The 24,047-nt window shown below is 59.5% G+C and carries 26 protein-coding genes and 2 pseudogenes; 10 read left to right on the plus strand and 18 right to left on the minus strand.

What is annotated here, in order from left to right; genetic code table 11:
- Positions 1-19 precede the first annotated feature (19 nt).
- Positions 20-754, minus strand: a complete 735-nt coding sequence (locus tag KGB21_RS04080; protein ID WP_223503724.1) for a FadR/GntR family transcriptional regulator — start codon at positions 752-754, stop codon at positions 20-22.
- 261 nt (positions 755-1,015) lie between these two features.
- On the opposite strand from KGB21_RS04080, the gene KGB21_RS04085 reads away from it, so the two are divergent.
- Positions 1,016-2,122, plus strand: a complete 1,107-nt coding sequence (locus KGB21_RS04085) for a mandelate racemase/muconate lactonizing enzyme family protein (RefSeq protein WP_223503726.1) — start codon at positions 1,016-1,018, stop codon at positions 2,120-2,122.
- Positions 2,123-2,218: 96 nt separating this feature from the next.
- Positions 2,219-3,160, plus strand: a complete 942-nt coding sequence (locus KGB21_RS04090) for an AEC family transporter (RefSeq protein WP_223503946.1) — start codon at positions 2,219-2,221, stop codon at positions 3,158-3,160.
- Positions 3,161-3,358: 198 nt separating this feature from the next.
- On the opposite strand, the gene KGB21_RS04095 is transcribed toward KGB21_RS04090, so the two are convergent.
- From KGB21_RS04095 to KGB21_RS04125, 7 genes and pseudogenes are all read right to left on the minus strand, one after another.
- Positions 3,359-3,541, minus strand: coding sequence for a DUF1289 domain-containing protein (locus KGB21_RS04095; RefSeq protein ID WP_034150421.1), 183 nt, complete (start codon positions 3,539-3,541; stop codon positions 3,359-3,361).
- Positions 3,542-3,543: 2 nt separating this feature from the next.
- On the minus strand, positions 3,544-3,915 hold the full coding sequence (locus KGB21_RS04100; RefSeq protein ID WP_223503728.1) for a hypothetical protein: 372 nt from the start codon (positions 3,913-3,915) through the stop codon (positions 3,544-3,546).
- 39 nt (positions 3,916-3,954) lie between these two features.
- A complete protein-coding gene (gene dmeF, locus KGB21_RS04105) occupies positions 3,955-4,878 on the minus strand; it encodes a CDF family Co(II)/Ni(II) efflux transporter DmeF (RefSeq protein WP_223503730.1) in 924 nt (307 codons plus the stop codon).
- 20 nt (positions 4,879-4,898) lie between these two features.
- Positions 4,899-5,006: pseudogene (locus tag KGB21_RS04110) on the minus strand (metal/formaldehyde-sensitive transcriptional repressor); the annotation flags it as partial.
- 46 nt (positions 5,007-5,052) lie between these two features.
- Positions 5,053-5,487 (minus strand): VOC family protein, encoded by a 435-nt coding sequence (locus tag KGB21_RS04115; protein ID WP_223503732.1) that lies wholly within the window; start codon positions 5,485-5,487, stop codon positions 5,053-5,055.
- Positions 5,488-5,573: 86 nt separating this feature from the next.
- Positions 5,574-5,987: a hypothetical protein gene (locus KGB21_RS04120; protein ID WP_223503948.1), complete on the minus strand. Its 414-nt coding sequence runs from the start codon at positions 5,985-5,987 to the stop codon at positions 5,574-5,576.
- Between the two features lie 319 nt (positions 5,988-6,306).
- Entirely contained in the window at positions 6,307-6,684 is a 378-nt protein-coding gene (locus KGB21_RS04125; protein ID WP_223503734.1) for a c-type cytochrome, read from the minus strand.
- A 288-nt stretch (positions 6,685-6,972) separates the two neighbouring features.
- Between KGB21_RS04125 and KGB21_RS04130 the strand changes: the two genes are divergently transcribed.
- A complete protein-coding gene (locus KGB21_RS04130; protein ID WP_223503736.1) occupies positions 6,973-8,892 on the plus strand; it encodes a tyrosine-protein phosphatase in 1,920 nt (639 codons plus the stop codon).
- Between the two features lie 45 nt (positions 8,893-8,937).
- On the opposite strand, the gene KGB21_RS04135 is transcribed toward KGB21_RS04130, so the two are convergent.
- Positions 8,938-9,879: a helix-turn-helix domain-containing protein gene (locus tag KGB21_RS04135; RefSeq protein WP_052321292.1), complete on the minus strand. Its 942-nt coding sequence runs from the start codon at positions 9,877-9,879 to the stop codon at positions 8,938-8,940.
- 231 nt (positions 9,880-10,110) lie between these two features.
- Between KGB21_RS04135 and KGB21_RS04140 the strand changes: the two genes are divergently transcribed.
- The 3 genes from KGB21_RS04140 to KGB21_RS04150 all read left to right on the plus strand — a co-directional run bounded on the left by KGB21_RS04140 (position 10,111) and on the right by KGB21_RS04150 (position 14,163).
- Positions 10,111-10,632, plus strand: a complete 522-nt coding sequence (locus tag KGB21_RS04140; protein ID WP_223503951.1) for a sigma-70 family RNA polymerase sigma factor — start codon at positions 10,111-10,113, stop codon at positions 10,630-10,632.
- The gene (locus KGB21_RS04145; protein WP_223503738.1) at positions 10,629-11,585 is read left to right on the plus strand and encodes a FecR domain-containing protein; all 957 of its coding nucleotides are present in this window, start codon (positions 10,629-10,631) and stop codon (positions 11,583-11,585) included. Before KGB21_RS04140 ends, KGB21_RS04145 begins: the two co-directional genes overlap by 4 nt.
- A 97-nt stretch (positions 11,586-11,682) precedes the next feature.
- Positions 11,683-14,163: a TonB-dependent siderophore receptor gene (locus tag KGB21_RS04150; RefSeq protein WP_223503740.1), complete on the plus strand. Its 2,481-nt coding sequence runs from the start codon at positions 11,683-11,685 to the stop codon at positions 14,161-14,163.
- A gap of 158 nt (positions 14,164-14,321) precedes the next feature.
- Here KGB21_RS04150 and KGB21_RS04155 read toward each other — a convergent pair whose 3' ends face one another.
- Positions 14,322-14,717, minus strand: coding sequence for a RidA family protein (locus KGB21_RS04155; RefSeq protein WP_223503742.1), 396 nt, complete (start codon positions 14,715-14,717; stop codon positions 14,322-14,324).
- Positions 14,718-14,856: 139 nt separating this feature from the next.
- On the opposite strand from KGB21_RS04155, the gene KGB21_RS04160 reads away from it, so the two are divergent.
- From KGB21_RS04160 to KGB21_RS04170, 3 genes are all read left to right on the plus strand, one after another.
- On the plus strand, positions 14,857-15,777 hold the full coding sequence (locus KGB21_RS04160) for a LysR family transcriptional regulator (protein ID WP_034150430.1): 921 nt from the start codon (positions 14,857-14,859) through the stop codon (positions 15,775-15,777).
- Positions 15,778-15,877: 100 nt separating this feature from the next.
- Positions 15,878-16,435, plus strand: coding sequence for a chalcone isomerase family protein (locus KGB21_RS04165; protein ID WP_411741318.1), 558 nt, complete (start codon positions 15,878-15,880; stop codon positions 16,433-16,435).
- 10 nt (positions 16,436-16,445) lie between these two features.
- The gene (locus KGB21_RS04170; RefSeq protein WP_223503744.1) at positions 16,446-16,982 is read left to right on the plus strand and encodes a DUF3833 domain-containing protein; all 537 of its coding nucleotides are present in this window, start codon (positions 16,446-16,448) and stop codon (positions 16,980-16,982) included.
- A 54-nt stretch (positions 16,983-17,036) separates the two neighbouring features.
- Here KGB21_RS04170 and KGB21_RS04175 read toward each other — a convergent pair whose 3' ends face one another.
- From KGB21_RS04175 to KGB21_RS04205, 7 genes are all read right to left on the minus strand, one after another.
- A complete protein-coding gene (locus tag KGB21_RS04175) occupies positions 17,037-17,528 on the minus strand; it encodes a DUF2878 domain-containing protein (RefSeq protein WP_223503745.1) in 492 nt (163 codons plus the stop codon).
- A gap of 1 nt (position 17,529) precedes the next feature.
- The gene (locus KGB21_RS04180) at positions 17,530-18,789 is read right to left on the minus strand and encodes an SAM-dependent methyltransferase (protein ID WP_223503747.1); all 1,260 of its coding nucleotides are present in this window, start codon (positions 18,787-18,789) and stop codon (positions 17,530-17,532) included.
- On the minus strand, positions 18,764-19,576 hold the full coding sequence (locus tag KGB21_RS04185) for a DUF1365 domain-containing protein (protein WP_223503749.1): 813 nt from the start codon (positions 19,574-19,576) through the stop codon (positions 18,764-18,766). Before KGB21_RS04185 ends, KGB21_RS04180 begins: the two co-directional genes overlap by 26 nt.
- Positions 19,573-20,820, minus strand: coding sequence for an NAD(P)/FAD-dependent oxidoreductase (locus tag KGB21_RS04190; protein ID WP_223503751.1), 1,248 nt, complete (start codon positions 20,818-20,820; stop codon positions 19,573-19,575). The genes KGB21_RS04185 and KGB21_RS04190 overlap by 4 nt, the downstream gene beginning before the upstream one ends.
- 6 nt (positions 20,821-20,826) lie before the next feature.
- Positions 20,827-21,576, minus strand: coding sequence for an SDR family NAD(P)-dependent oxidoreductase (locus KGB21_RS04195; RefSeq protein WP_223503753.1), 750 nt, complete (start codon positions 21,574-21,576; stop codon positions 20,827-20,829).
- The gene (locus tag KGB21_RS04200; protein WP_223503755.1) at positions 21,573-21,995 is read right to left on the minus strand and encodes a nuclear transport factor 2 family protein; all 423 of its coding nucleotides are present in this window, start codon (positions 21,993-21,995) and stop codon (positions 21,573-21,575) included. The genes KGB21_RS04195 and KGB21_RS04200 overlap by 4 nt, the downstream gene beginning before the upstream one ends.
- Before the next feature lie 125 nt (positions 21,996-22,120).
- Positions 22,121-22,567 (minus strand): PAS sensor domain-containing protein, encoded by a 447-nt coding sequence (locus KGB21_RS04205; protein WP_034150438.1) that lies wholly within the window; start codon positions 22,565-22,567, stop codon positions 22,121-22,123.
- A gap of 163 nt (positions 22,568-22,730) precedes the next feature.
- Between KGB21_RS04205 and KGB21_RS04210 the strand changes: the two genes are divergently transcribed.
- Positions 22,731-23,648 (plus strand): MerR family transcriptional regulator, encoded by a 918-nt coding sequence (locus KGB21_RS04210; protein WP_223503757.1) that lies wholly within the window; start codon positions 22,731-22,733, stop codon positions 23,646-23,648.
- 73 nt (positions 23,649-23,721) lie between these two features.
- On the opposite strand, the pseudogene KGB21_RS04215 reads toward KGB21_RS04210, so the two are convergent.
- Positions 23,722-23,871 (minus strand): annotated as a pseudogene (locus KGB21_RS04215) (LysR family transcriptional regulator); the annotation flags it as partial.
- Positions 23,872-24,047: the final 176 nt, after the last annotated feature.

A 24,047-nucleotide genomic window follows, 5' to 3' on the forward strand; every position in this document is an offset into this window, starting at 1 on the left:
CGCCATCTTCTAATCGACATTAGAAGAAAGCAATTTCGTAGCCGAATCGGGATGCTGCACTGACTATATGCTGCCCCATGATCTGACGTGCCGCCGTGGCATTCCGATCGGTCAAAGCCTGTACGAGATCTTCATGCTCACCACGTGCTGCATGCGGAATATTGCTGAAAACAGGGCCCCGTCGCGCAAAGTTCATGGTGATCAGCGCTCGCATCGGTTCAAGCACTGTGCGAATCATCGTCTCCAGATAGTCATTGCCAGACGCTGCAGCCACGGCCCGATGGAAGTCGAGGTCGGCGTTCACCGTGTCCAGCGTCGGTTCGCCTTCGTATTGCATTCGCAGGACCGCAGCCTGGATCGTTTTCAGCTTGTGGGGCGTCATGTGCGCTGCCGCGAGTGCGGCAGCCTGGCTTTCCAGTACGGCCCGCACTTCGAACATGTTGCGAATCGTATTGTCCCCGTCCAGCAACGGCGCGCGCTCGCGCTCTAGGGAAGGCTCCGGCGATGGGACTGCAGCCGAGACGAACACGCCAACGCCTTGGCGGGACTGGATCAAGCCCTGGGCCCGAAGCGTGGCAATCCCTTCGCGTACGACGTTCCTGCTGACGCCGAAGTTCTGCGAGAGAAATTGCTCGGTTGGCAACCGGTCTCCCGGACGCAGTCGGCCAGAAGCAATCTCGTCGCTCAACGAGCGGGCGATGTGCTCAGCCAGATGAGGACGCCGCGCCACGGGTTGCACATTCATTTCACTCATTCTTTTCATCCCTTCAACTTGTCTTCTTAATCTACATCAGAAGACTTGTTCCCAACAGTTGAAACTGAAATTCATTGAGGTAATAAATAATAAAAAACAATAAAAACAACAGGTTAGATAAATGTCAGACGTAAGCGCGCCAAAAACAGTAGTTGTTCAGTTGAGGGACAACAGGACGTCATGTACGTTGTCCTCAACCTGGCACGGGCGACATCCGAAAATCGCCGCGCCACCCCTGCAACCTGCTTGAGGCGAAGACCTATGAAGATTGCCAGCATTGAAACCATTCCGCTTCGGATCCCCTTCACTACGGGCGGTCCGTCGGCCGGTGGGGTCTGGGGCCCGAAAGACCTGCAAATGGTCGATTCCCTGGTGGTTAAAGTCACCACGGACGAGGGGATCGTCGGTTGGGGCGAAACCTTCGGTTTCACCGCGATACCGGCAGTGAAAGTCGTGATCGACACGATCCTCGCGCCTGAACTGATCGGCAGTGATGTCACGCGGCGCGAGAAATTGCAGGGCGATCTGCAGAAGAAGTTTCACGTCTTCGGTCGCAGTGGCGCGTTCATCTATGGCCTGTCGGCGATTGACATCGCGCTGTGGGATATCGCCGGTAAAGCGGCCGGCAAACCGATCTATCAACTGCTGGGTGGCAGCGAGGCTACGTCGCTGGCGGCCTATGCAAGCTTGATCCGCTATGCCGACCCTGAACTGATCCGGGTCAATGTGCAGCGCGCGGTCAACAGCGGTTTTCGTCACCTCAAGCTGCATGAAGTGAATGCAGATGTCATCCGCGCCGCGTGCGAAGCCGCAGGCCCCGGCGTGGAAATCACCCTCGACGTCAACGCCCCGTGGTCGGTGCGTGAAGCGCTGGATATGACCGAGATACTGCGCCCGTTGAACCTGCGCTGGATCGAAGAACCGGTGTGGCCGCCGGAAGACTATGCGGGCCTGGCGCGGGTACGCCAGCACGGCGGTATCCCGGTGGCTGCCGGCGAGAACGCTTCGACGCTGATGGACTTCCAGCATCTGCTTGAAGCCGGCGCGGTCGATTTCATCCAGCCCAGTCCGGCAAAAATGGGCGGTATCACCGAACTGCAAAAAGTCTATGCGCTGGCCAATGCCCATGGCGTCACCGTGATGGTCCACGCCTTTTATGACGGCCCGGGCCTGTTGGCCGCCGTGCATGGCAGTGCCGCCCTCGGCGGCGCGAAGTCGCTGGTCGAATGGCGTTACTTCGATCTCGAAGCGCAGCTCTATGGCGACGCCATCATTCCGCGTAACGGCCGTATCGACGTACCGCAAGGGCCGGGCCTGGGAATCGAGCCAGACCAGGACGTCATTCGGGACTACCGCTTCAAACCGTAACCGACCACTTGATCGACGCCAACGCGGCCGCCGCCGTGTCGGCCTCGATCAGCTACGACGACATTCTTGATAAAAATAAATACGAGGATTGAGCACATGTTAGACAGAATCGTAGGGCCAATTTTGCCCGTCGCCTTTGTGATTGCGCTCGGCTACATTGCCGGCAAGCGCGGACGACTGACCCATTCGGACAGCCTGCTGATCAGCCGGCTGGTACTTGGCTGGATTTTCCCGGCACTGTTGTTCGTCGGGATGGCGAGCACGCCTCGTGAACAGCTCTTCGACTTTAAATTCGTCGCGGCTACGTTCGTCGGCATCATGGGCATGTACACGATAGCGCTGGCAATCGGCTGGTTCACCACGCGCAATCTCAAGGTCGCAACGCTCAAGGGCTTCGTTAACGGTTACCCGGACGCAGCCTTCATGGGCATCCCGATCCTCGCAACGATGTACGGCGCCGGCAGCATTTATTCGGTGCTCGTGCTGAACCTGGTCGCGAGCCTGGTGATGATACCGCTGACGACCATGTTGCTTACCATCGCCGATGGAAAGGGCAGCGGCAGCCAGGCGTTCGTGTCGAGCCTGTCGGGAGCGGTACGCCGTCCGCTGATGTGGGCACCGGCCCTTGGCATTCTGATTTCGCTGTTGCAGGTCAAGCTGCCGCCCATTGCTGCGGAGTCGCTCAATCTTCTTGGCAAGGCAACGCCTGGCGTCTCCCTGCTGTGCCTGGGGCTGATCATGTCGTCCGAGAAACTGAAAATGTCGGGTGAAGTGTGGGGCAACCTTGGGCTCAAGCTGCTCGTTCACCCGGTGTTGATGTTCGCTGCCACGGTTGTGCTGGGTACTCATGGGCTTTACGCCCAACAGATGATCCTGCTTTGCGCGCTTCCCTCGGCGACGATTCCGGCGATGTTCGCGAACCAGACCGGCGCCTATCAGAGTGAAGCCGCTACCTCCATCCTGGTCAGCACGGTGCTGTCGATCGTGACTTTTTCTTTCGCGATCTACCTGATTGATGGAGGACTGGCCGCAGCTTGACTGCTGGTCCCGAAGGGCGGGGTATGAGGCACTCGTGTCGAAATACCCCCGCCTGGTTTTTGTTCCGACCCGGGAAGAGATCGGGCATACGACCGAGTGACATCCAGCTGATGCCGGCAAGCATGCTTGTTTTGCTTCTCTCGCAATCGATACCGGGTCATGGGCAGCTATCCCAAAGCGGTCATCCCGGGCACGTGACTATCCCTGAGTTTTTCTCAGCCCTTTCAAGCGCACATTCGCCCTTTGCACAGCGGCCATTTTTTCAGGCCGCTTCATGCGTTTCCACTTTCGGATGTCTTCTTTGCTTCGCCCGCAGCTCACACACAGATCACCACTGAGTTGGCAGACAGAGATGCACGGATTCTCGATTTCTTTAGCCATTGTCAGCCACCTTTGGCCCCACGTGATTGAGTCAGGCGGATTTTCCAGTCGCCTGCGTGATTTCGCTGACACTCTTCCTCAGAGTCAAAGCGGACACTATTGTCTGAAGGAATCAGGTCGATGTCGGCCTGATTCAACGCGATGGCCGTCAACTCAAAAATGCGTGCCTTGGCGTCAACCTGGGCGCGCTTTCTGTCAGCCAGGGTTTCGAATACCCAGATGACTTTCAAAGTCTCAGCCAACGCGTTCAGGTCTGCGGTGTGGGTGAGCCAGGTAAAGCCCTTGATTTCACCTTTTGCCGTTTCGCACGCTTCGGTCAGTGTGGTGATCAACCGGCGTTCGATCCGCGCCGATTCACGTTTCCCTGGAGGCATCGCAAGTTCCTTTGGAGATAATGGAGGGGGGGCGCTGTATCAGACCGGTCGAAACTCGACCGTCAGATGGCTGACTTCGTGAACCGGCTTGAGACGTTCACGAATGCTGTCGGCGTTCGCAGTGGCTTCACCGAGGACGCTGACGATGGCCGCATGGGCTTGCGGTCCGACCCGCCATACGTGCAAGTCGGTGATGGTGGCGTCCCCCGGCTTCTCGACCAGCTCGCGGATTTCCTCGGCCACATGCGTATCTGTCTGATCCAGCAATACGCCGGCGGTGACCCCCATCAGGGTCCATGCCCAACGCGCGATAACGATGGCGCCGACGATGCCCATCACCGGGTCCAGCCACACCCAACCGAGATACCGGCCGGCGAGAAGTGCAGCGATGGCCAGAACGGAAGTCAACGCGTCCGCGAGGACATGGACGTAGGCCGATTTTAGATTGTTGTCGTTCCCGTGATGAGCATGGGAATGGCCATGATCATCATGATCGTGCCCATGACTGTGCCCGTGGCCCAGCAGCAGGGCACTGACGATGTTGACGATCAAACCGGCAATCGCGATGAGCGTAGCGGTGCCGAACTGTACGTCCGTTGGTTGCAAGAGGCGCATGACAGACTCAACGCCAATGCCGAGGGAGACCATTCCGAGAATCAACGCCGAAGCGAACCCGCCCAAGTCTCCAACCTTTCCGGTCCCGAAACTGTAGCGCTGGCTGGTAGCGTGGCGTTTTGCGTACCCGTAAGCGGCTGCCGCGATGCCCAATGCGCCGGCATGAGTTGCCATGTGAAAGCCATCGGCGAGTAACGCCATCGAACCCGTGAGATACCCGGCGGTGATCTCGCCAACCATCATCACAACAGTGAGTGCCACTACCCAAAGCGTACGCTTGGCATTTTCGTCGTGCGCTGAGCCAAGGAACACGTGGTCGTGCGTGTGGTTGATATTCGTGCTGTTCATGAGTGTGTGCCTGGATGCGTTCACTTGGAGTAACGGCGAATGGCTTTAAAAAGCTCTTCGACACCCTTGTCACGCTCTTCTTCACTGAGCGCAGGGCTCGCGACATGCTCCCGCGCGTGGTCCGCGACGCCTGCATGCGAGGTGACTATCGTACACGCGTGCGAACCGTCCGGCTTAGCCTAGTGGCTCGGCAAGACCCACGATGATGCCCTCAGGCCCACGAATATAGGCGAGCCGGTAGGAATTCTCGTACTGCATCTGGCCAATGAGTTCTGCGCCATGAGCCTGTATCTGTGCAACGACCGAATCGATGTCATCGACGGCAAACATGACGCGACGAAGACCCAAAGCGTTCATGGGTGCTTCGACAGGCCCAAACCTGACTGCTTCTGGCGTGTGGAATTTGTCCAGCTCAATTCCCTGCCCATCGTGAGTGCGCAGCATCGCGAGGGTGGCTCGCACATCACCGAGCCCGATGAGCCTCCCGATGGCAGCGCCTTCAACCGTGCTTTGGCCCTCAAGCTTGAGGCCCAGCGCGATGAAGAACGCCTTCACCGCTTCGAGATCGTCGACAACTATCAAGACGTTGTCCATTCGCTTGACTGTCATGTGCTTCGCTCCCTTTTTCAACGGTGTCGCCAATTGGGGAACCGGCGTCTGGATCGAACCGGGCGGATGGATCGCGTGGCTTGGCACTAACGACGATAGTAGCGGCGATCGTCCTCGTAGCGGTGCCGCATGGCCCGATCTTGGTGGCGCTCCCAATCACGATGGCGTTCGGCTTCTCGACGAGCTTGCTCTCTGCGCCACTGATCTCTACGCCATTGATCTCGACGCCAGTCATCTCGGCGCCAGTCGTCTCTACGATCGTGCCAACGGCCGTCATGCCAGTATCGGTCGTCATGGGCAAGCAACGGCCCTGGCTGCTTGCCAGCCGTACTGGCCAGGGTCGACCAAGGGTTGCCGACGGCCTGGACAGGCGCCTGAGCGGCGGTGACGTGCGTTGCTGAAGCCGGGGTTGAGGTACTCATCTGTGAAGCTGATGCCGAGCCCATTGCCGCGAGCGCGAACAGGCCGAAGAGCACCATCCGTGGGTAATGGAATTTCATGGGCGAAGACAACCTCGGATTGACAATTGGAAGTGTGGCCATCCGGCTGCGGCGAAGCGTGTTGGTCGCGCACGCAGTCGGATGTGCCTGTCCAATAGACCGATAAATAGCCGAAAGTTCTGGGGAGCCGCTGCTCCACCTGGCAGTCGAACTGTTGACCAGATGCCCATTGGCACCGGTGACCAACGATAGCGTGTTCATGGATTGCCTTATCCGCTGACGGCGGACCCTGAAAGATACGGGTTGCCCCAAGGGACAGAGTCAAGCGCTGGCGTCAGGCCCATCGAAGGTGACAGCACAGGACCAGGCACTTTAGAGGTCATCGTTTTTGTGAAATCACACCACCCATGTATTGATTCAAATCGCGCAGATCATTAATGCTCCACGAGTGCGGCGGTAGCTTCACACCATTCTCACGCAAGGTTCTTGGAATCAAGTCTCCATTTGGGCGAAGTATTATCGAACTTACAATCACGCCCGGATAATCATTCAATCGTTTTTTGAATGTGGAGGTTGTCAGATCAGGTGTAGGAGGATTGCTTTTATTGGCCAGTGGCCCTGTTGCCTTGAGATCCATTCCGTGGCACATGCTGCATCGTTGTAGATAGAGATTTTTTCCATTAGCACTGTCCGCGAAGGACAGTGACGTTTGAGCCAGCGATAAAATGCCTAGCGCAGCGATGAGTAATATTTTCATTGTTTTCTATCTTCCTTGATGAGATCAGCGTCGATTGGACGCGATTTGACGCGCGGGAAAGATATCAGCCATCCCGTCGGCACTCACACTCATTTCTATTGCTCAACTCGTTTTTCCGGCGCGTCCCGGTGACCGCTCCTGACCACGGCTGGCGATAACCCCACGGACAAAAAACGAACCCGGCGGACCAATCACGCGCTGATTTTCCTCCGAGCGCAATCTGTCATATTCGGTATTACTTCATTGCAGATAGTAGCCAGCCCATCGTTCGATCAATGAGGCTGTACTGTGTTTCCACGTCTTCTGTGTTCGCTGTCCGTTTTGACTGTGTCCATCGCCACTGCCCAAGCCGCCGAGACTAATGTCCTCGAGACTCCCCACCTGCGCAGCATTGACAACTTCCGTGATCTCGCGGGGACTACCACCGCCTATTCCACGGCCCACGACGGCACGATGCGTAGCGGCGTGTTCTATCGTTCCAACGCGCTGACCCCGTCTGCCGCGGATCTGGCTACGCTGAATTCTTTGGGCATCAAGGCAGTCTACGACCTGCGCACACCCAGTGAGATTGCCGGCACGCCGGACACGATGCTCAGCGGGGCGACCTACGAAAACATCGACATCATCGGCAGCACCACGTCCGGTTCGAACATCACCACGGTCTCGTTCAAAAGTGCAGCCGATGCCATCGCGATGATGGAGCAGACCAACCGGGCGTTTGTCAGTGACGCAGGGATGCGCAGCGAGTTCACCAGGCTGTTCAATGAACTGGCCAGCGTCGACGGTGCCGCGTTGTTCCATTGCACCGCCGGCAAGGACCGAACCGGTTGGACCGCCGCGGTGTTGCTGAGCATTGCCGGGGTCGACAGTGCCACCATCATGAGTAATTACCTGGCCACCAACGACTACACCGCCGCGCGCGTGGGGGCGACCCTGGCGAGTATGCCGCCCGCGATGGCGGCCGTTTATGCGCCGCTGCTCGGCGTCGAGGCCAGCTACTTGCAAGCCGGTCTGGACGAGGTAACCGCGCAGTACGGCAGCATGGATAACTACCTCAAGCAAGGCCTGGGTCTGTCCCAAGAGACGATCTATGTGCTGCGCGGCAAGATGGTCTACTTCAACAGTCTGCCCGGCCAGGCGGGTTTGCTCGGCAACGCCGCCGGCGGCGCGCAGCTTTTGCAACAGCTGCAGAACAGCAGCCTTTCGGGCACTTACAGCGACTACAACTACTATCTGCAATCGGCCATCGACTCGGGCAACCTTGCGGGCGTCGAGTCCACGGTCGGTGGTCAGGTGCACGCCGACGCGGCGAGTTACCTGCTGCGTCAGGGCGCGATGATCGACCAGGCTGCTGCGCCGTTTGCCAGTGGCACGGATCTCAAGGCGGGCCAATACCGTTTGTGGTCCACTGCGTTGGCGGGCTACCTGGGCACCGACGGTTCGTCCCAGGTCTCCAGCAGCAACGAGCACAGCCAAGGCGTGATGGTCGGCCTGACCCAGCGTTTCTCCGACCAGCTCAGCGCCCATGCCGGCTTCGGCTACAGCAAGGGCAACGTCGGCGGCGCGGGTGGCGAGGCGGATACCGACTTCACCTTTTTCAGCATGGGCGCACGCTTCGCGCCGGACGGTCTGGAACGCGGGCTGTTTGTCGACGCCGACGCCAGCGCCGGCTACATCGACTACGACAGCAAGCGCGACCTCGGCGGCGGCCTCGGCACCGCCAAGGGCGAAAGCCATGGCAATCTCACCGGAGCCACCCTGGCACTGGGCTACCGTATGCCGGTCAGCGGCGTGACACTCGAACCGAGCCTCGGCCTGCGCGTCAGCCATCTGAACTTGTCGGGTTTTCAGGAGAAAGGCAGTGAGCTGGCCCTCGACGTCGACAGCATTGACGAAACCCGCCGCAGCGCCGTGGCCAACCTCAACGCTGCATTCGCCCCGATCGGCATGGGCGCCTGGCAACTGGTGCCGGGTGTCCAGGTGGGCTATGAGCATGTGCTCGGCGATCATCAGGTCGACAGCGAAGGGCACCTGCTGGGCCTGGATATCGAACAGCGCGCCGCGTTCGATAACCGCGATCAGTTCACCGCAGGGATCAACCTCATGGCTAATCTCGGCGCGCTGAGCGTGGGTGCCGAAGTGGGTGCGAGCGGCGGTGGGGACAGCCACGGCTTCAGCGGCGGGCTCAAGGCCAGTTATCTGTTTTAAGGAAACACTTCGGGTTCGGGCCGCTGTCGTTTGGCGGCCTGGGCCTTACTGCCGCGCTCGCGTGCGCAGTCCTGATTTCAGGTCCGCGGGGCTGATGCCATAGGCGCTCTGGAAGTACTGGCAAAACCTGCCGACATTGCTGAAGCCCAATCGCAACGCCACTTCAGTCACGGAAGGCGAATCGCGGTGGGCGAGCGATTCGTAGGCGCGCTGCAGACGCACCTGCCGCTGGTACGCCACAATCGAGCTCCCTACGAATCGCCGGAAACCTTCCTGCAATGCCCGCTGGCTGACGTTGGTCAATCGGGCCAGATCCGTTCCGCTGAGCAGATGCTCGGGGTGCGCCTGAATGTGCTCAACCGCCAGCTTCACATGCCGGGGCGCGATCAACGGAGCAGGCTGTCTCAGGGCTTGCGTGAAATTATGCGGCCAAGCTTCCAGCACCGCGTCCAGCAGCATCTCTCGCAGTCGCGATGGCATCAATGTTCCGCTGTTGATCAGCACATCGAACTCGGCTCCGGTGGCCAGATCAATCAATGCCTTGATGCCCTGGAAACTCGAGACCTTTAAATCAACCACAGGCTCGAATACCAGTCTTTCAACAATTGGCTTTCCCAATAGGGTCGACAGCCGTTCAGTGAGCAACGCACGCTTTATCGAAATCCCGTGCTGCGCATGATTGTCGACAAAGCGCATCGAACGAATTTCCGCCTTGTCGATTGCCAGCCCGACCTGTGAAACACCGACCGACTCGCAGAGGTGATTGAAGATGATTTTGCCGGCGGTAGGAATGACGAAGGTGATTTCGTCCTGGGGATCGGGAAAGACCACCGAGAAGTCGCCCCGGTAATGCATGCGGCGAAAACTGACACCTTCGTGCCGGCCGTAGACGCCGCCGATGATGATGTTCGAGGGCAGGGGCGGGGTGTTGGAATAGCGGTTGCCGAACATTTTCGCGAACAGCGCGCCGAAGTCATCGCTGCACATGTCGTTGGACCTGAGGATGATTTGCTGGCGGGACGGAGTGGAGGACACCTTGGCTGGCACCTTGTAGTCAGGCTTTATGTCGGGGTGAAATGCGGGAGAGCGGGAGGTTAGCGTGCAGGGATGACAGGTTTGTGACGGTCCGGTGTTCTGATCGCAAATCCGCCTCTTGCAAATCTTCGGATGATCACATGACAATAAGAGTCATTATCAGTCGTGAATTATTCCATCGCCATGCCCGCCAATGATTTAAGCCTGCGCAGCGCCGTCAATGACCTGTATTGCGACCACCATGGTTGGCTCAATGGCTGGCTGCGCAAGCGTTTGGGCAACGCGTTCGATGCGGCTGATCTGGCACAGGACACCTTCGTGCGAGTCATCAAGGCGCGTAATGCGTTGGAGATTCGCGAGCCGCGACCTTACCTGTCAATGATCGCAAAGGGCTTGCTGATCGATCTGTTCCGCCGGCGTTCTCTGGAACAGGCCTATCTGGAAGCCTTGGCGGCCATGCCCGAATTGCAGCAACCCTCACTGGAGGAGCAGGCGATCCTGTTGCAAGCGCTGATGGAAATCGACCGCTTGCTGCAAGGGCTGGGAGCTAAAGTGAAGCAGGTGTTCATCTTGTCTCAGTTCGAGGGGTTGACCTATCCGCAGATTGCCGAGCGGCTGGGTATCAGCTCCCGAACGGTCAACAATTACATGGCCAAGGCCATGGAGCATTGCTGTTTGATGCAGATCCAGATGCAACTGGCATGAGTCTTTCAGCCATCGAGTTGAAGGCGATCAGCGTCGCTGCCCAGTGGTACGCCCGACTTCACTCCGGTGTCGCCACCGACTCGGATCGATCAGCCTGGAACGACTGGCTGGTTGCTGACCCTGCCCATCTTCAAGCCTGGCAACGCATGGCGGCCGTCGGCGAACAGATGGCACGTGTGCCGGGCGCCCTGGCTTCACCCGCGTTGCGCGGTGCTGATCTGTCCCGGCGTCAGGTGGTGCGCAGTGTGCTGCTGCTGGCGTCCGCCAGTTCCATTGGCTGGCTGGGCTGGCGCAGTGAAACCTCCCGGACCCTGTTTGCCGATTTGCGTTCCGCCGTGGGCGAGCGCCGTGAATTGCGCTTGGCCGACGGCAGCTCATTGCTTCTCAATACCGACACCTCCGTCAACCAGCGATTTGATGGTCAGCAGCGGGTTCTGGAATTGTTGTCCGGTGAGATTCTGGTGACGACCGCTGCTGATCCGTTGCAGCGTCCGTTCAAGGTGCTCACTCGCCACGGCGAAGTGCTGGCGCTGGGAACCCGCTTTATCGTCCGGTCCCAGGAACTGGGCGGCGAAGTGTCGGTGCTCGAAAAGGCCGTTCAGGTCAGTCCCGCTCTCGGTGGGGCGATGATTCGCGTGGAGGCCGGACAATCCGTAGCCTTCAACGGTCGCTCAGCCGGTGCGCTGCGGCGTAATGATGCCTCGGTCGGGGCATGGCAGCAGGGCAGCATCATCGCCATTGATCGCCCCTTGAGCGAATTGCTCGCTGACATTTCGCGCTACCGCAGTGGCGTGTTGCGCTGTGATCCGCGTATTGCCCAACTGAAGGTGTCCGGAGCGTTCCCTATCGATAACACGGATAGGGCGTTGGCGGCGCTGGAGAGTGGATTGTCCCTGCGCGTCACCCAGTACAGCCGCTATTGGGTCAACGTATCGAGCGATGATCCGCGCTAGTTGAAAATAGTTTTTGTGAGTTTGCACTTTTTGTACTCATCGTTCGGCTCATCCCTCAATGAGTTTTTATTGATTGTGTTTTGGGGGAGGGTAAAGCATGTCTCGGGTGTACAAGCCTGGTCGTCTGGCGACGGCAGTGAAGGCCGGTCTATTGGTCGCAGCAGCTACGGGTGTTTGGTCAACGGCAACGATGGCGGCACAGGTTGCGTCGCAGCAACAGGCTGCGGTTCAAACCTTCGACATTGCCGGGGGGAGCCTGACCGAAGTGCTCAGTCATTTCGCCAGTGCCGCGGGCGCGGCGATTTCATTTGATGCGCGACAAACCGAAGGGTTGAAATCTCCAGGGCTCAAGGGCGCGTTCGGTATCACTGAAGGCTTTGCGCGGATTCTCAGTGGCAGCCGTCTGCAAGCGCAGCCCCAGGCCAACGGGACTTATGTTCTGCGACCCGTTCCGACTTTCGGTTCGGCACTGGAGCTGGGCGCCACCAACATCAATGGTCAGATGCTTGGCGCAACGACCGAGAACAGTGGCTCGTACACCACGGGCGCGGTGACCATTGGCAAGGGCGAGCACTCTCTCAAGGAAACGCCGCAATCGGTCACGGTGATGACCCGCAAGATGCTCGATGATCAAAACCTCAACACCATTGATCAAGTCATGGAAAAGACGCCGGGCATTACCGTGTATGACTCCACCATGGGCGGCAAGTACTTCTATTCGCGCGGCTTCCGGATGTCGGGTCATTATCAATACGATGGCGTCCCCCTGGACATGGGCAACCTCTATGTTCAGGCCGACAGTTTCAGTGGTGACATGGCCTATTACGACCGCGTAGAAATCCTGCGCGGCGCAGCGGGCATGATGAAAGGCTCGGGCGGCACCGCCGGTGGCGTCAACTTTGTGCGCAAGCGCGGCCAGACAACCCCGCAGACCGAGATCACGCTGTCCGGTGGCAGTTGGGACAATTATCGTGGACAGGTCGATACCGGCGGCCCGCTGAATGACGCCGGCACCATACGCGGCCGGGCCATCGTCGCCGAGCAGAGTCGGCACTACTTTGTCGACGATGCCAGTCGCAAGGATCAGGTGTATTACGGCGCTCTCGACGTGGATGTGAGCCCCGACACGACACTCGGGCTGGGCGTGGCTTATGAGGATGTGGATGCCAATCCTTGTTGGGGTGGTCTGCCGCGCTACAGGGACCGCAGCGATTTGAAGCTCAGCCGTTCGACCTGTCTCGATCCTTCGTGGAACACGTGGCGTAGCAAGCGCACTACTGTCTTCAGTGATCTGAATCATCGGATCAACGACGATTGGTCCTTAAAGGTCGCCAGTGTTTATACAAAAAACACTCAGGACATCAAGTACGCGTTCGCTTCCGGCGCGGTGACGCCAGGCATCAATACCACTGGCATGCTGGGCAGCATGTACGACTACGACCAGGTCGATTACGGTCTGGACGCCTACGTGGATGGCAAGTTCGACGCGTTCGGTCAGCAGCATGAGTTAGTGGTGGGCGCCAATGCCAGCCGCGGGAAAAAAGATGACTTCTACTCGGTGGCGTTTCTGCCGCAGCGGCAGAATGTGTTCAACCCCGATAAACATATTCCCGAACCGGACGACAGCTACTTTATCGATATCTCGTCTCGCGGTGGGCCGGTCAATTCGGTGACCAAACAAAAGGGTGTCTACTCGATCCTTCGTTTGAAACTGGCGGACCCTCTGACGCTTGTCGCCGGCACTCGAGTGAGCTGGTACAACTCGGACACCGACTCTGACTTCATCAACACCGGCACCTCGGAACACTCCAGTACCACGGAGACCGGACAGGTCACACCATTTGCCGGTGTGCTGCTGGATTTGAACGAGAACCTGACGGCCTATGCCAGTTACTCGGACATCTTCACCCCGCAGGGCAACTACCGTTCCGAAGACGGGTCAGCGCTCAAGCCACTTGTGGGTCAGAGTTATGAACTGGGGATCAAGGGGGCCTGGTTCGAAGGTCGCTTGAACAGCTCCTTCAATCTGTTCCGCACGATTCAGAAAGACCAGGCCCAGACGGACTTCAACTCTTCCTGTCCTTCATCCGATGGCTATTGCTACGTCAATGCCGGCAAGGTTCGCGCTCAGGGCTTTGAGGCCGAGATCAGTGGTGAAGTCATCGAGCGCCTGCAATTGCTCGCGGGTTACACCTATACCCAGACCAAAACCCTCGATGACATCGACGACAGCCTGAACGGCGCCGCCTTCAACACCTATGTACCTCGACACATGCTGCGCATGTGGGGCGACTATGCGTTGAGTGGTTCGCTTGAGCGGTTCACCATTGGTGCAGGTGTCAACGCGCAAAGCGACAACTTCCGTGTTTCTCCCGCCAGTGGAGAGAACATCACCCAGTCGGGTTATGCGATCTGGAACGGTCGCATCGGCTACCGCATTGATGACACCTGGTCGGTGGCGCTCAATGGCAACAACCTGTTCGACAAGCGCTACTACGCCACCATCGGCACCGAGTCCTTCGGTAACTACTACGGCGATCCACGCAACTTCATGGTCTCGGTTAAAGCGAGTTTTTAAATGGGTAGATTTGCCTGTCGCATCCGGCGTATCTAGCCGTTGTTTGACCGTTCGCAAATGACCGCTTCTGGGCGTTTCCTGCCGGACTTTACAGGCAGAAAACACCCAGAGACGATCGGTGACAATAGCCAGAATCCGATCGGGGGGCTGAGCCGGGCCTATTGCGGTAGTTTGGCGATCACCTTGATCTCGAAGTCGAAGCCGGACAACCACGTCACGCCGATAGCGGTCACCGTCGGGTAGGGCGCTTCGCCCCAGTACTCGGCCGCGACCTCCCAGATCGTTTCGAATTTCGAGTCGGGGTCGACCATGAAGATGGTCGTGTCGATTACATCCTCGAAACGACTGCCGGCCTGGGCCAGGATCGCGTTGAGGTTGGCAAAGGCCAGGCGAACCTGATCCGAGAGGTCCGGTTCGGCCGAACCATCTTTGCGGCTGCCGACCTGACCGGATACGAACAGAAAACCGTTGGAGCGAATCGCCGGTGAGTAGCGGTGGAGTTCGTACAGTGCATGGCGGTCGGGCGGGAAAACGACATCACGTTGACTGGTCATTGCATACCTTCTTCGGGGCCATCGTGGCCCGCTGTTTACGATGGTGTCACTGTAAAAAGATGACCGACCCGGATAAACAGGCAACTCTGGTCATGACTGTTTGTAGAATCCAAACTATCCAGACCGAGTGAGGCGTGAAATGGACCGTTTCGATGCGATGCAGGCCTTTGCCCGGGTGGTGGAAACCGGCAGCTTCACCAAGGCGGCAGCCACCCTGCACATGAGCAAGACCAGCGTGACGCAACTCGTCCAGCAACTGGAAGCGAGGCTGCGCGTACGCCTGCTCAATCGCACCACGCGCAAGGTCAACGTCACCGCCGATGGCGCGGCCTACTACGAGCGTGTCATCCGGCTGCTGGCCGATGTGGACGACGCCGAGACCAGCCTGTCCAGCGCGTCGATGACACCGCGTGGGCGGCTGCGGGTGGATGTGCCAAGCCCGCTGGCGCGAATGCTGCTGATACCGGCCTTGCCGGGGTTCTATGCACGCTACCCGGAAATCCAGCTGACCATGGGCGTGAGCGACCGCATCGTCGACATCATTGGCGAAAACGTCGACTGCGTGCTGCGTGGCGGCGAGATCACCGATCAGTCCCTGGTGGCAAGGCATGTGGGCGATCTTCAACTCGGCGTTTATGCCGCGCCGGGCTACCTGCAACGCTGCGGTACGCCGGCGCACCCACGTGAGCTGGAGGAGGGCAGGCACAGTACCGTTGGCTATCTCTGGTTTCGTACAGGCAAAGCCTTGCCCTACGCGATGCAGCGGGGCGAAGAACGCATCGAGGCACAGGGCCGCCCGCAGCTGACGGTCGATGACGGCAATGCGTACCTCGCCGCAGGACTGGCAGGTCTGGGCATGCTCTGGCTGCCGCAGTACATGGCCAAGCCACACCTGGTCAGCGGCGAGTTGCTGCCGCTGTTCGAGGACTGGCATATGGCGCCGATGCCGATGTATCTGGCATTCCCGCCGAATCGCCATGTCAGCGCCAAGGTGCGGGTATTTATCGACTGGATAATCGAATTGATGGCCGAGCATGCGCCGGTGGTTGGGCGGGGTTGATATCGGGGATGAAAAAGTTGCACACGCTCTGTACTGATGGTGTAAAAACTATACATTGATATATTCTTGTATAGATTTTCAAAAAAAGGCCGAGACGCTGATGAACGTGGCTGGTTCCAGACGCTTGCTCAAACATCGTCTGTCGATAGGCTGGTTGTTCGCGATGTTACTCGCCGTACCAGCCTGGGCGGACTGGCATCCCGCGCTGCCCGACAGGCGTCTGGTGGGCAGCGGCGACTTTACCTGGTTCGGCGTGAGTCTATACACCGCGAGGTTGTGGAGCTCCGGGTTGCCGCTGACCTGGGATCAGCCCTTTGCACTCGAACTGACTTATCACCGTGTCTTTTCCCGGGACACGCTGGTGGAGGTCAGCCTCAATGAAATGGAGCGCATGGCAAAGGCTCGTCTAGAGGAGTCCACCCTCCAACGCTGGTCCAATGAAATGCGTGAAGCCTTCGTCGATGTTCGGCCCGGAATGCGCATCACCGGGGTCTACCATCCCGGCAAGGGCTGCACTTTCTACGTCGACGGCCAGTTGCGCCGGCGGGTCGACGACCCTGCTTTCGCCCGCGCCTTCTTCGATATCTGGCTTGATCCGCGTACTCGGGACAAGCCACTGCGTCACCGACTGCTGGGGATGGCCGGGTCGGCGGAGTGAGGAGGTTGAGATGCGTCAAATACTGGTACTGCTCGTTAGCCTGCTGCTGGTCAGCTGTAACAACGTTGGCGTGGAGCACTACGCAACGGAGCGACCGACGCTGGATCTCGTGGGGTTCTTCTCTCGGCCGGTACAGGCTTGGGGTCTGTTCCAGAATCGCTCGGGCGAGGTGGTCAAGCGCTTCCATGTTCAGATCGACAGCCGCGTCGAGGGCCAGCAGTTGATCCTCGACGAGCGATTTCTCTACAGCGATGGCACGCGTCAGCGGCGCATCTGGACGCTTGAACCGGCCGGTGCCGGGCGTTGGCGTGGTCGTGCCGACGACGTAGTCGGAGAGGCTACCGGCGAGGTCGCTGGCAACGCGTTGCGCTGGCGCTATCGCCTTGACCTGCCGGTTGACGGCAGGCATTGGGAAGTGGATCTGGACGACTGGATGTACCTGATGGACGAAGACACGATGATCAATCGCTCGAGTATGAGCAAGCTGGGCGTCGAGTTGGGACAAGTGATCCTGTTCTTCCGCCGCCAGCCGGAGGCGCTTCCGTAACTCCCCAATAACCGGCAAGGCAGGCGCTATTCACGCATTCAAAAGGCCGTTGTTTTACCGGCGGAGCGTCGCCAGCCGCAGAATGATTGGCATCCATACAGCCCACAGCGGCGCAAGCAGCAGGGCCGTGCCAAGGGTGCCCAAAGGCAGACCTACACCGGCCAGCGATGCGCCGGCGATGTAAGCCGGAGGTCCGCCGCACAGGCCCAGTAACGCCCCGTACCAAAGCGGACGTCGAGCCCACGCCAGGCTGTGGCGAAGCCCACTGGCCAGGACCAGCCACAGCATGGCAAGCCACAGGGGAAGGGGTCGCTGGGCAAAATCGAAGACTCCCAGTGCACCCAGGCTGGCATCCAGTAAACAGCCTGCCATCCCCACACAGGCCAGAGTGATTGCTTCGTCTGCCGGTCGTGGGCACGCCGCCACATGCACCAACAGGCCTGCCACCACCGGGACTAGCAGCCAGGGATGCCGCTCACTCAGTACGCAAGCCCACCAGGCGGCCTGCATCCACAGCGCGTTGCCGATCAACCAGGCCCGGCTCAAATCAGGCTCCCGGCAGCGCTGCGCGGCGTGCGGCCGGAGCTGCCCAGAGCAGTTGCGCGACGCCGATGGCACGCTCCTCGAAACCGCCCTGGCAGTAACACAGGTAGAACTCCCAGAGGCGCTGAAAGGTGTCGTCATAGCCCAGTTCGGTCAAGGCGGTGCGCGACTGGCGCAAGTTTTCGCGCCAGTGCTGCAGAGTCCGCGCATAGTCCAGGCCGAAGTCCTCCATGTGCACCAGATTCAACGCGGTATGGCAACTGGCGGTCTGCAGCATGACGCTCAGGGAGGGCAGGGCACCACCGGGAAAGATATAGCGCTGAATGAAATCTACCGACCGCTGGGCCTGTTCATAGCGCTGGTCGCGGATGGTGATGGCCTGCAGCAACATCAAGCCGTCATCCTTGAGCAGTGACGCGCAGCGGCGAAAGTAGACCGGCAGATAGCGGTGCCCGACCGCCTCGATCATCTCGATCGAGACCAGCTTGTCGAAACGACCGCCAAGGTCGCGGTAGTCCTCGCGCAGGACGGTAATGCGTTCTTGCAGGCCAAGATCGCGGACGCGCTGCAGGGTATGGGCGTACTGTGCCTCGGACAACGTGGTGGTGGTCACCCGGCAGCCGTGGCGGGTGGCGGCATGGATCGCCAGGCTTCCCCATCCGGTACCGATCTCGAGCAGATGATCGTCGGGGCGCAGCGCGAGTTTGTCGCAGATACGCTCAAGCTTGTTCAGTTGACCTTGCTCCAGGCTCTGCTCCTGACTGTCGAACATGGCTGCCGAGTACATCATGGTCGGGTCCAGCAGCCGCTCGAACAAGGCATTGCCCAGATCGTAATGGGCAAGAATATTGCGGCGCGCGCCGCGCCGACTGTTGCGGTTGAGCCAATGCAGCAGGCGCAGGACCGGACGGCCCAGGCGCGCCAAGCCGCCTTCAAGGGCGTCTAGCACCTCCAGGTTGGCGACGAAGAGGCGAGTGACCGCGGCCAGGTCCGGACTGCGCCAATAGCCATGGATGTAAGCTTCGCCAGCACCGATAGAGCCGTTGGCAGCCACCATCCCCCAAGCGGCCTCGTCGAAGATCTCGACCTCGGCGTGCAGCGCGCTGTCGACATCGCCAAACAACCACTCCTGGTCCTGGCAGATCAGGCGCAGACGGCCCTGGCGCAGGTTGCGAAGCTGAGTGAGCACGGCGCTCCTGGCCAGGCCGCCGAACAACGGCACCAAGCCCATGGATTTGCTAACGCTCAGAGTTGGATCGGACATGCTCGGGCTCCTCGTGGACGTGATGGCCAAGGTTTTGGCTGCTCTGATGGGGTGTGTGGCTATAGAGCGGGGTGCGCTTGAGCAACAGGCGCATGGCTTGCCAATAAATGGCGCCGAGGGTGCGCAGGCTCATCCAGGGGAACGCCAGCACGTGGCGTTGTAGTGCGGCGCCATCCAGCGGCTGTTGGCGCAGGGCCAGGTCGGCCTCGAATATTTTTTGTCCTTCGCGGCGGTTTTCCATGTGGATGCGCATGTGCGCGTCATCAATGTAAAAGCGCATGTGGTATTGCATATCCATTGGCAGGAATGGCGAGACATGGAATGCCTTCGCGACCGAGAACTGTCGCGGCTGACCGGGCAGCACAGACAACACGTAGTGAAAGCGCTCACGCCAAGGGGTGTTACGGACCTCCAGGACAATCGCCGCCAGGTGACCGTCACTGTCGTGGCAAAAATAGAAACTGACCGGATTGAATGAAATCCCCCAACTGCGCGGCTGGGTCAGCAAATGAATGGTGCCGCACGGGGCCTGGCCCAAGGCCTTGGCCACCACTTCGCGCACAGCTTCCTTCAAAGGGATACCGCGACGAGTCCAGGCTGGCAGGTAATCGGTTTCTCGCCAGCACAACGGCGCCAGGCGAGAAGCACCGAGTAACGGGGACAGGCCCAGCAGCAGATCCTGTTCGTCCAGATCCACATAAAGCATGCCGGTCCGATAACGGAATCCATGGAATCGCGGCAACAAACGCCGGTGGCTGACCCAGCCGTAGCAAAGGCTGCTGTTCACAGGCGCTCCCCGAATCTTTGGGCGACGTCCAGTGCGCTGACCACGCCATCCTCATGGAAGCCGTTGGCCCAGTAAGCGCCGCAGAAGTAGCTGTGTTGGTTTCCCTGTAGCTCACCTTGGCGCGCCTGAGCCGCCATGGCGGCAAGGCTGTATTGAGGATGTGCATAGTTGAAGCGCGCCAGCACCAGCGACGGGTCCACGCAATCGCCCTGATTGAGGCTTACGCAGAAGGTTGCCGGGGCGTCGAGGCCTTGCAGAATGTTCATGTTGTAGGTCACGGCCGCCGGAGCGTGCTCGGGTCCACCGAGGCGATAGTTCCAGCTGGCCCAGGCCTTGCGCCGCTTGGGTAGCAGGCGGGTGTCGGTGTGAAGCACTACTTCGTTGGCGGCATAGTCGAGGGCCCCCAGCACCTCGTGCTCGGTAGTCGTCGGTTTCTCCAGCAGCGCCAAAGCCTGGTCGCTATGGCAGGCGAACACGACCTTGTCGAAACGCTCATGGCCTGCCGCGCTAGTGATCACCACGCCTTTGTCGTCCCGGCGGACGCTCATCACCGGGCAACTGAGCCGAATGCGCTCGCTGAAGGTCTTGCACAACGGCTCCACATAGCTGCGCGAGCCACCCTCGATCACTCGCCACTGTGGCCGCTGGCTGATCGAGAGCAGGCCATGGTTACGAAAAAAACGGACGAAGAAGTGCAACGGGAAGCGCAGCATATCGGCCCGTGATACCGACCAAATGGCCGAGCCCATGGGGACGATGTAGTGATGGATGAAACGCTGTCCGTAGTTTCGTTCGTGCAGGTAATCGCCAAGACTCATGCCCGGTTCGATGCGGTGGCCGTCAAGGTCGGCCACCGCCTGGCGGTTGAAGCGCATGATGTCGCGCAACATACCCCAGAAGCCCGGCGACAGTAGATTGCTGCGCTGGGCGAAGAGGGTGTCCAGGTTATTGCCGTTGTATTCCAGGCCGCTCTGCGGATCGTTCACGGAAAAGCTCATCTCGGTGGGGCGCGAGACGACTCCAAGGCGATCCATCAAACGGATGAAGTTGGGATAAGTCCAGTCGTTGAAGACGATGAAACCGGTGTCCACGGCATAACGCTGGCCCTGCCATTCGATGTCGACAGTGTGGGTATGACCGCCGATCCAGTCAGCCGCTTCGAACACCGTCACTTCATTGCGACGTGACAGCAGATAGGCACAGGTCAGCCCAGAGATCCCGCTGCCGATGATGGCGATGCGCATATGACGTTATTCCTGTTCGGTGCGCGCCAGTCGGCGGCCCAGGGCCAGACGCCAACGCGCTGGCAGGGCGCCAAGCAAGCGCAGGACGAAAATGAAGAGGCGGGGAAAGTTGATCTCCAGCGGTCGTCGCGTCAGGCGCGCGACGACATGCCGCGCGGCGCGGTCGGCCGTCCAGCGTTGTGGCATGGCAAAGGTGTTGCGCTGAGTCAGGGGGGTGTCGATGAATCCAGGGCTGACCAACGTTACATCAATGCCTTCAGCGCATAGATCCAGGCGCAGGGATTCGACGAGATAACGCAGGGCCGCCTTGGACGCGCCATAGGCTCCCGCCCGCGGCAGCGCCAGCCAGGTCACCGAGCTGCCGATCACGACCAGGTGTGGTCTGTGCCCGCGACGCAGGAGTGGAAGGGCGGCTTGCAGGCAGTAACTGACCGCCAGCAGATTGGTGCGCATCACGCGCTCGACTGTCTCGGCCTCGAACCTGCCCGGCACAAGATATTCGCAGGTGCCGGCGTTCAGGATCACCAGGTCCAGCGCGCCCCATGCCTGCTCGATGTTCTCGCAGATAGCCGAGACCTGTCGTGGGTCAGTCACATCGCCGGTAGCGAGCAGGGCCTCAGGGTAACGCAGCACGAGCGGCATCAGTGCCTCCGCCCGCCGGCCACCCAAAGCCACCGCATGACCTTGCTCCAGAAGCCGTTCTGCCAGGGCAGCACCGAGGCCGCTGCTGGCCCCTGTCAGCCAGCAGCGGCTCATGCGAGCCTCCTCTTGATCAAGCCAATCACCCCGCCAAGTACCGGGACGTGCTCGTAGAGCAGGGCGCCGGCATCGAAATAGTCGTGGTGCAGGTAGACATGTGTTGCCCAGCGCAGGTGGCTGCAGCCTTGCAGACTGATCGGCTGGCCGCGGGACAGGCGCGGATGACGGAAGTGCAGGTTCCAGCGCAGATAACCGTGGCCGGGGGCGGTTTCATCAACGTCCAGGAGGTCGTAGCGGATATCCTGGACGTTGCTGTACAGCTTTTCAAAGTAAGTGCGCAGTGCCGGCAAACCATCCAACTGATGCAGCGGATCACGAAACTGAACGTCGTTGCTGTATAGCTCGCCCAGTCGGTCCAGGCAATCAGCGTTCAGCGTTGCGAACGTGTCAGCGAAATGGTGGAGATACGCAGACATGGCAAGCTCCAGGCAAAATTGTACAAGTCGGAAAACCTGTACATGTTTAGCTGAAGCGTACGGGGAAAATTGTACAAGTCAATATTCTTGTACACTTTTTGTGTCGCTTGTGGCGCTACTCGTCGTTAGCCACCGAGCGTTGCCAGTTGACGGCGAAGCTCGGCCACTTCGGTCTCAAGTGACTGAATCTTTTCCAGAGCGGCAATCTTGTCGCTGACGTCGTGCTGTATGCCAATGTAGTAAGTCAATTGATCGGCATCATTGTGCACGGGAGTGATAGACAACTCGTTCCAGAACGGGCTGCCATCCTTGCGATAGTTGCGCAGCACCTGGCGGCAAGGCTGACCGAGGCGGATGGCGCTGCGGATTGCCTCAAGGCTGGGCTGATCATGATCGTCTGCCTGCAGGAACCGGCAATCCTGGTAGAGAATTTCGTCGGCACTGTAGCCGGTCAGGCGCTCGAAGGCGGGGTTGGCATAGATGAGAATGCTGTCATCGCCTTCCTGCTCGGCCACGACGATGCCGTCATTGGAGGCTTCGACCATAAGTTGCAGGAGTTTGGCGTCAATCATGGCTGGGCTCGTTGTGATTCGTGGGGTTGCCCCACAGCGTAGTCGTCAGCGACAGCCATGCCTAGAGGGCAGGGCGCAGGTCCGCGGGACATCGATTGCTGCTGGTTAAAAAGTGCCATGCCTGGTTTAGAATGCCGACACACTCAGGATGCAACGACTTTCAATGACCGAGCCCATCGAATCCACCTCCGACGACGCCTTGCTGCCCATGCGGGAAGTCGCCAGCCTGACTGGCGTCAACCCGATCACCTTGCGGGCATGGGAGCGCCGCCACGGGCTAATCCGACCCGTTCGCACGGTGGGAGGGCATCGCCTGTATTCGCAACAGGACATCGAACATATTCGTAGCATCATGCTCTGGACCAGCCGGGGCCTGCCGATCAGCAAGATAGGCGCGTTGCTCGTCCGGCAGCAGGACACGCCCGGTATCACTGCGTCGGGCTCGGCCGAAGCTCCCCTGGTCCAGTGGCAAGAGGCAGTGCACCGTGCCGCGCAGGCTTTTGATGGCGCTGAGCTGGAACGCCTGCACGGGCAACTATTCACCATCTATCCGAAAGCTACCGTACTGGAGGCTATTTTGCTGCCGGTCTGGCGCAGCCTGGCATCCGGGAATAATTTCGGTCGACGCAGTCAGTGGTTGTTCCTTGACGCCTTCTTGCGTGCGCGGATGTTATTGCGCCTGCAGATGAACCAGAGCAACGGTGCTTGCGTGCTACTGGCAGACGGCTCGGGCCATGCGCGCGAATTGGAGCTGCTGTGTGCCGGGTTGTTGATGAGCAGTGACCAGCTGCGCATTGAAGTGCTGGGCGCGGGCCAGCCGCTGGAAGAACTGCCGTTGCTGTGTGAAGCGATTCAGCCCGCCGCGCTGGTGCTATTGGTCCAGGCGCCACTGCAGGCAGATGCGCACAAGCGACTGCGAGCCCTTCAAATGGGCGTTACGTGCCCAGTGGCCTTGGCTGGCGACGGTGCTGCCGCGTCATCGGAAGAGTTGCGTGGTTCTTCGATTGCCATTTTGGGTAATGACGAAGCGAGTATTTTGCCCAGGTTGGAAGCCTTGGTTAGGGGCACACTGCAAATTTGAGCAATCCAATGCATCCCTCCATCGCTGGCTTGTTGGGTGTTCGTAAAATTGAAACGCCTTTTGGGGCGATGACTCAACGCTTATAGAGCAACGCATCCACCACAACACCAAACGCTGACGAGTGTTCACGGCGATTGGGGTAGTAAAGATGATTGCCCGCAAAGGGTTGGCACCAGTCCTCAAGGACTGGCACCGGACTGCCGTCAGCCAGCTCTTTTGCGACCCGACGTTACCGTTGGGAGAACAGTAAGCGAGCTATCGAGTGGGCACTAGACGGGTAAATCGGCAAGGGTTCATGAGGTTTGCTCATCAGTCCCAAAAGAGGGGGGTGCCAGCGGGAGCGCGTAGTGTCCAGAGCGAATGACCGCTTCAGGTTGTGGATGCAACCGGCCGACGCAC

The sequence above is a fragment of the Pseudomonas sp. GL-RE-29 genome (assembly GCF_019947275.1).
Classification (GTDB): Bacteria; Pseudomonadota; Gammaproteobacteria; order Pseudomonadales; family Pseudomonadaceae; genus Aquipseudomonas; species Aquipseudomonas fluorescens_A.

Bases quoted from the DNA above. Each gene is read 5' to 3' on its own strand.
- KGB21_RS04150 (WP_223503740.1), top strand. From the start codon at position 11,683: ATGTCTCGGGTGTACAAGCCTGGTCGTCTGGCGACGGCAGTGAAGGCC.
- KGB21_RS04160 (WP_034150430.1), top strand. From the start codon at position 14,857: ATGGACCGTTTCGATGCGATGCAGGCCTTTGCCCGGGTGGTGGAAACC.
- KGB21_RS04180 (WP_223503747.1), bottom strand. From the start codon at position 18,789: ATGTCCGATCCAACTCTGAGCGTTAGCAAATCCATGGGCTTGGTGCCG.
- KGB21_RS04125 (WP_223503734.1), bottom strand. From the start codon at position 6,684: ATGAAAATATTACTCATCGCTGCGCTAGGCATTTTATCGCTGGCTCAA.
- KGB21_RS04120 (WP_223503948.1), bottom strand. From the start codon at position 5,987: ATGAAATTCCATTACCCACGGATGGTGCTCTTCGGCCTGTTCGCGCTC.
- KGB21_RS04095 (WP_034150421.1), bottom strand. From the start codon at position 3,541: ATGGCTAAAGAAATCGAGAATCCGTGCATCTCTGTCTGCCAACTCAGT.
- KGB21_RS04170 (WP_223503744.1), top strand. From the start codon at position 16,446: ATGCGTCAAATACTGGTACTGCTCGTTAGCCTGCTGCTGGTCAGCTGT.
- KGB21_RS04135 (WP_052321292.1), bottom strand. From the start codon at position 9,879: ATGTGCAGCGATGACTTCGGCGCGCTGTTCGCGAAAATGTTCGGCAAC.
- KGB21_RS04195 (WP_223503753.1), bottom strand. From the start codon at position 21,576: ATGAGCCGCTGCTGGCTGACAGGGGCCAGCAGCGGCCTCGGTGCTGCC.
- KGB21_RS04080 (WP_223503724.1), bottom strand. From the start codon at position 754: ATGAGTGAAATGAATGTGCAACCCGTGGCGCGGCGTCCTCATCTGGCT.
- KGB21_RS04100 (WP_223503728.1), bottom strand. From the start codon at position 3,915: ATGCCTCCAGGGAAACGTGAATCGGCGCGGATCGAACGCCGGTTGATC.
- KGB21_RS04205 (WP_034150438.1), bottom strand. From the start codon at position 22,567: ATGATTGACGCCAAACTCCTGCAACTTATGGTCGAAGCCTCCAATGAC.
- KGB21_RS04145 (WP_223503738.1), top strand. From the start codon at position 10,629: ATGAGTCTTTCAGCCATCGAGTTGAAGGCGATCAGCGTCGCTGCCCAG.
- KGB21_RS04190 (WP_223503751.1), bottom strand. From the start codon at position 20,820: ATGCGCATCGCCATCATCGGCAGCGGGATCTCTGGGCTGACCTGTGCC.
- KGB21_RS04140 (WP_223503951.1), top strand. From the start codon at position 10,111: ATGCCCGCCAATGATTTAAGCCTGCGCAGCGCCGTCAATGACCTGTAT.
- KGB21_RS04210 (WP_223503757.1), top strand. From the start codon at position 22,731: ATGACCGAGCCCATCGAATCCACCTCCGACGACGCCTTGCTGCCCATG.
- KGB21_RS04155 (WP_223503742.1), bottom strand. From the start codon at position 14,717: ATGACCAGTCAACGTGATGTCGTTTTCCCGCCCGACCGCCATGCACTG.
- KGB21_RS04115 (WP_223503732.1), bottom strand. From the start codon at position 5,487: ATGACAGTCAAGCGAATGGACAACGTCTTGATAGTTGTCGACGATCTC.
- KGB21_RS04085 (WP_223503726.1), top strand. From the start codon at position 1,016: ATGAAGATTGCCAGCATTGAAACCATTCCGCTTCGGATCCCCTTCACT.
- KGB21_RS04090 (WP_223503946.1), top strand. From the start codon at position 2,219: ATGTTAGACAGAATCGTAGGGCCAATTTTGCCCGTCGCCTTTGTGATT.
- KGB21_RS04200 (WP_223503755.1), bottom strand. From the start codon at position 21,995: ATGTCTGCGTATCTCCACCATTTCGCTGACACGTTCGCAACGCTGAAC.
- dmeF (WP_223503730.1), bottom strand. From the start codon at position 4,878: ATGAACAGCACGAATATCAACCACACGCACGACCACGTGTTCCTTGGC.
- KGB21_RS04165 (WP_411741318.1), top strand. From the start codon at position 15,878: ATGAACGTGGCTGGTTCCAGACGCTTGCTCAAACATCGTCTGTCGATA.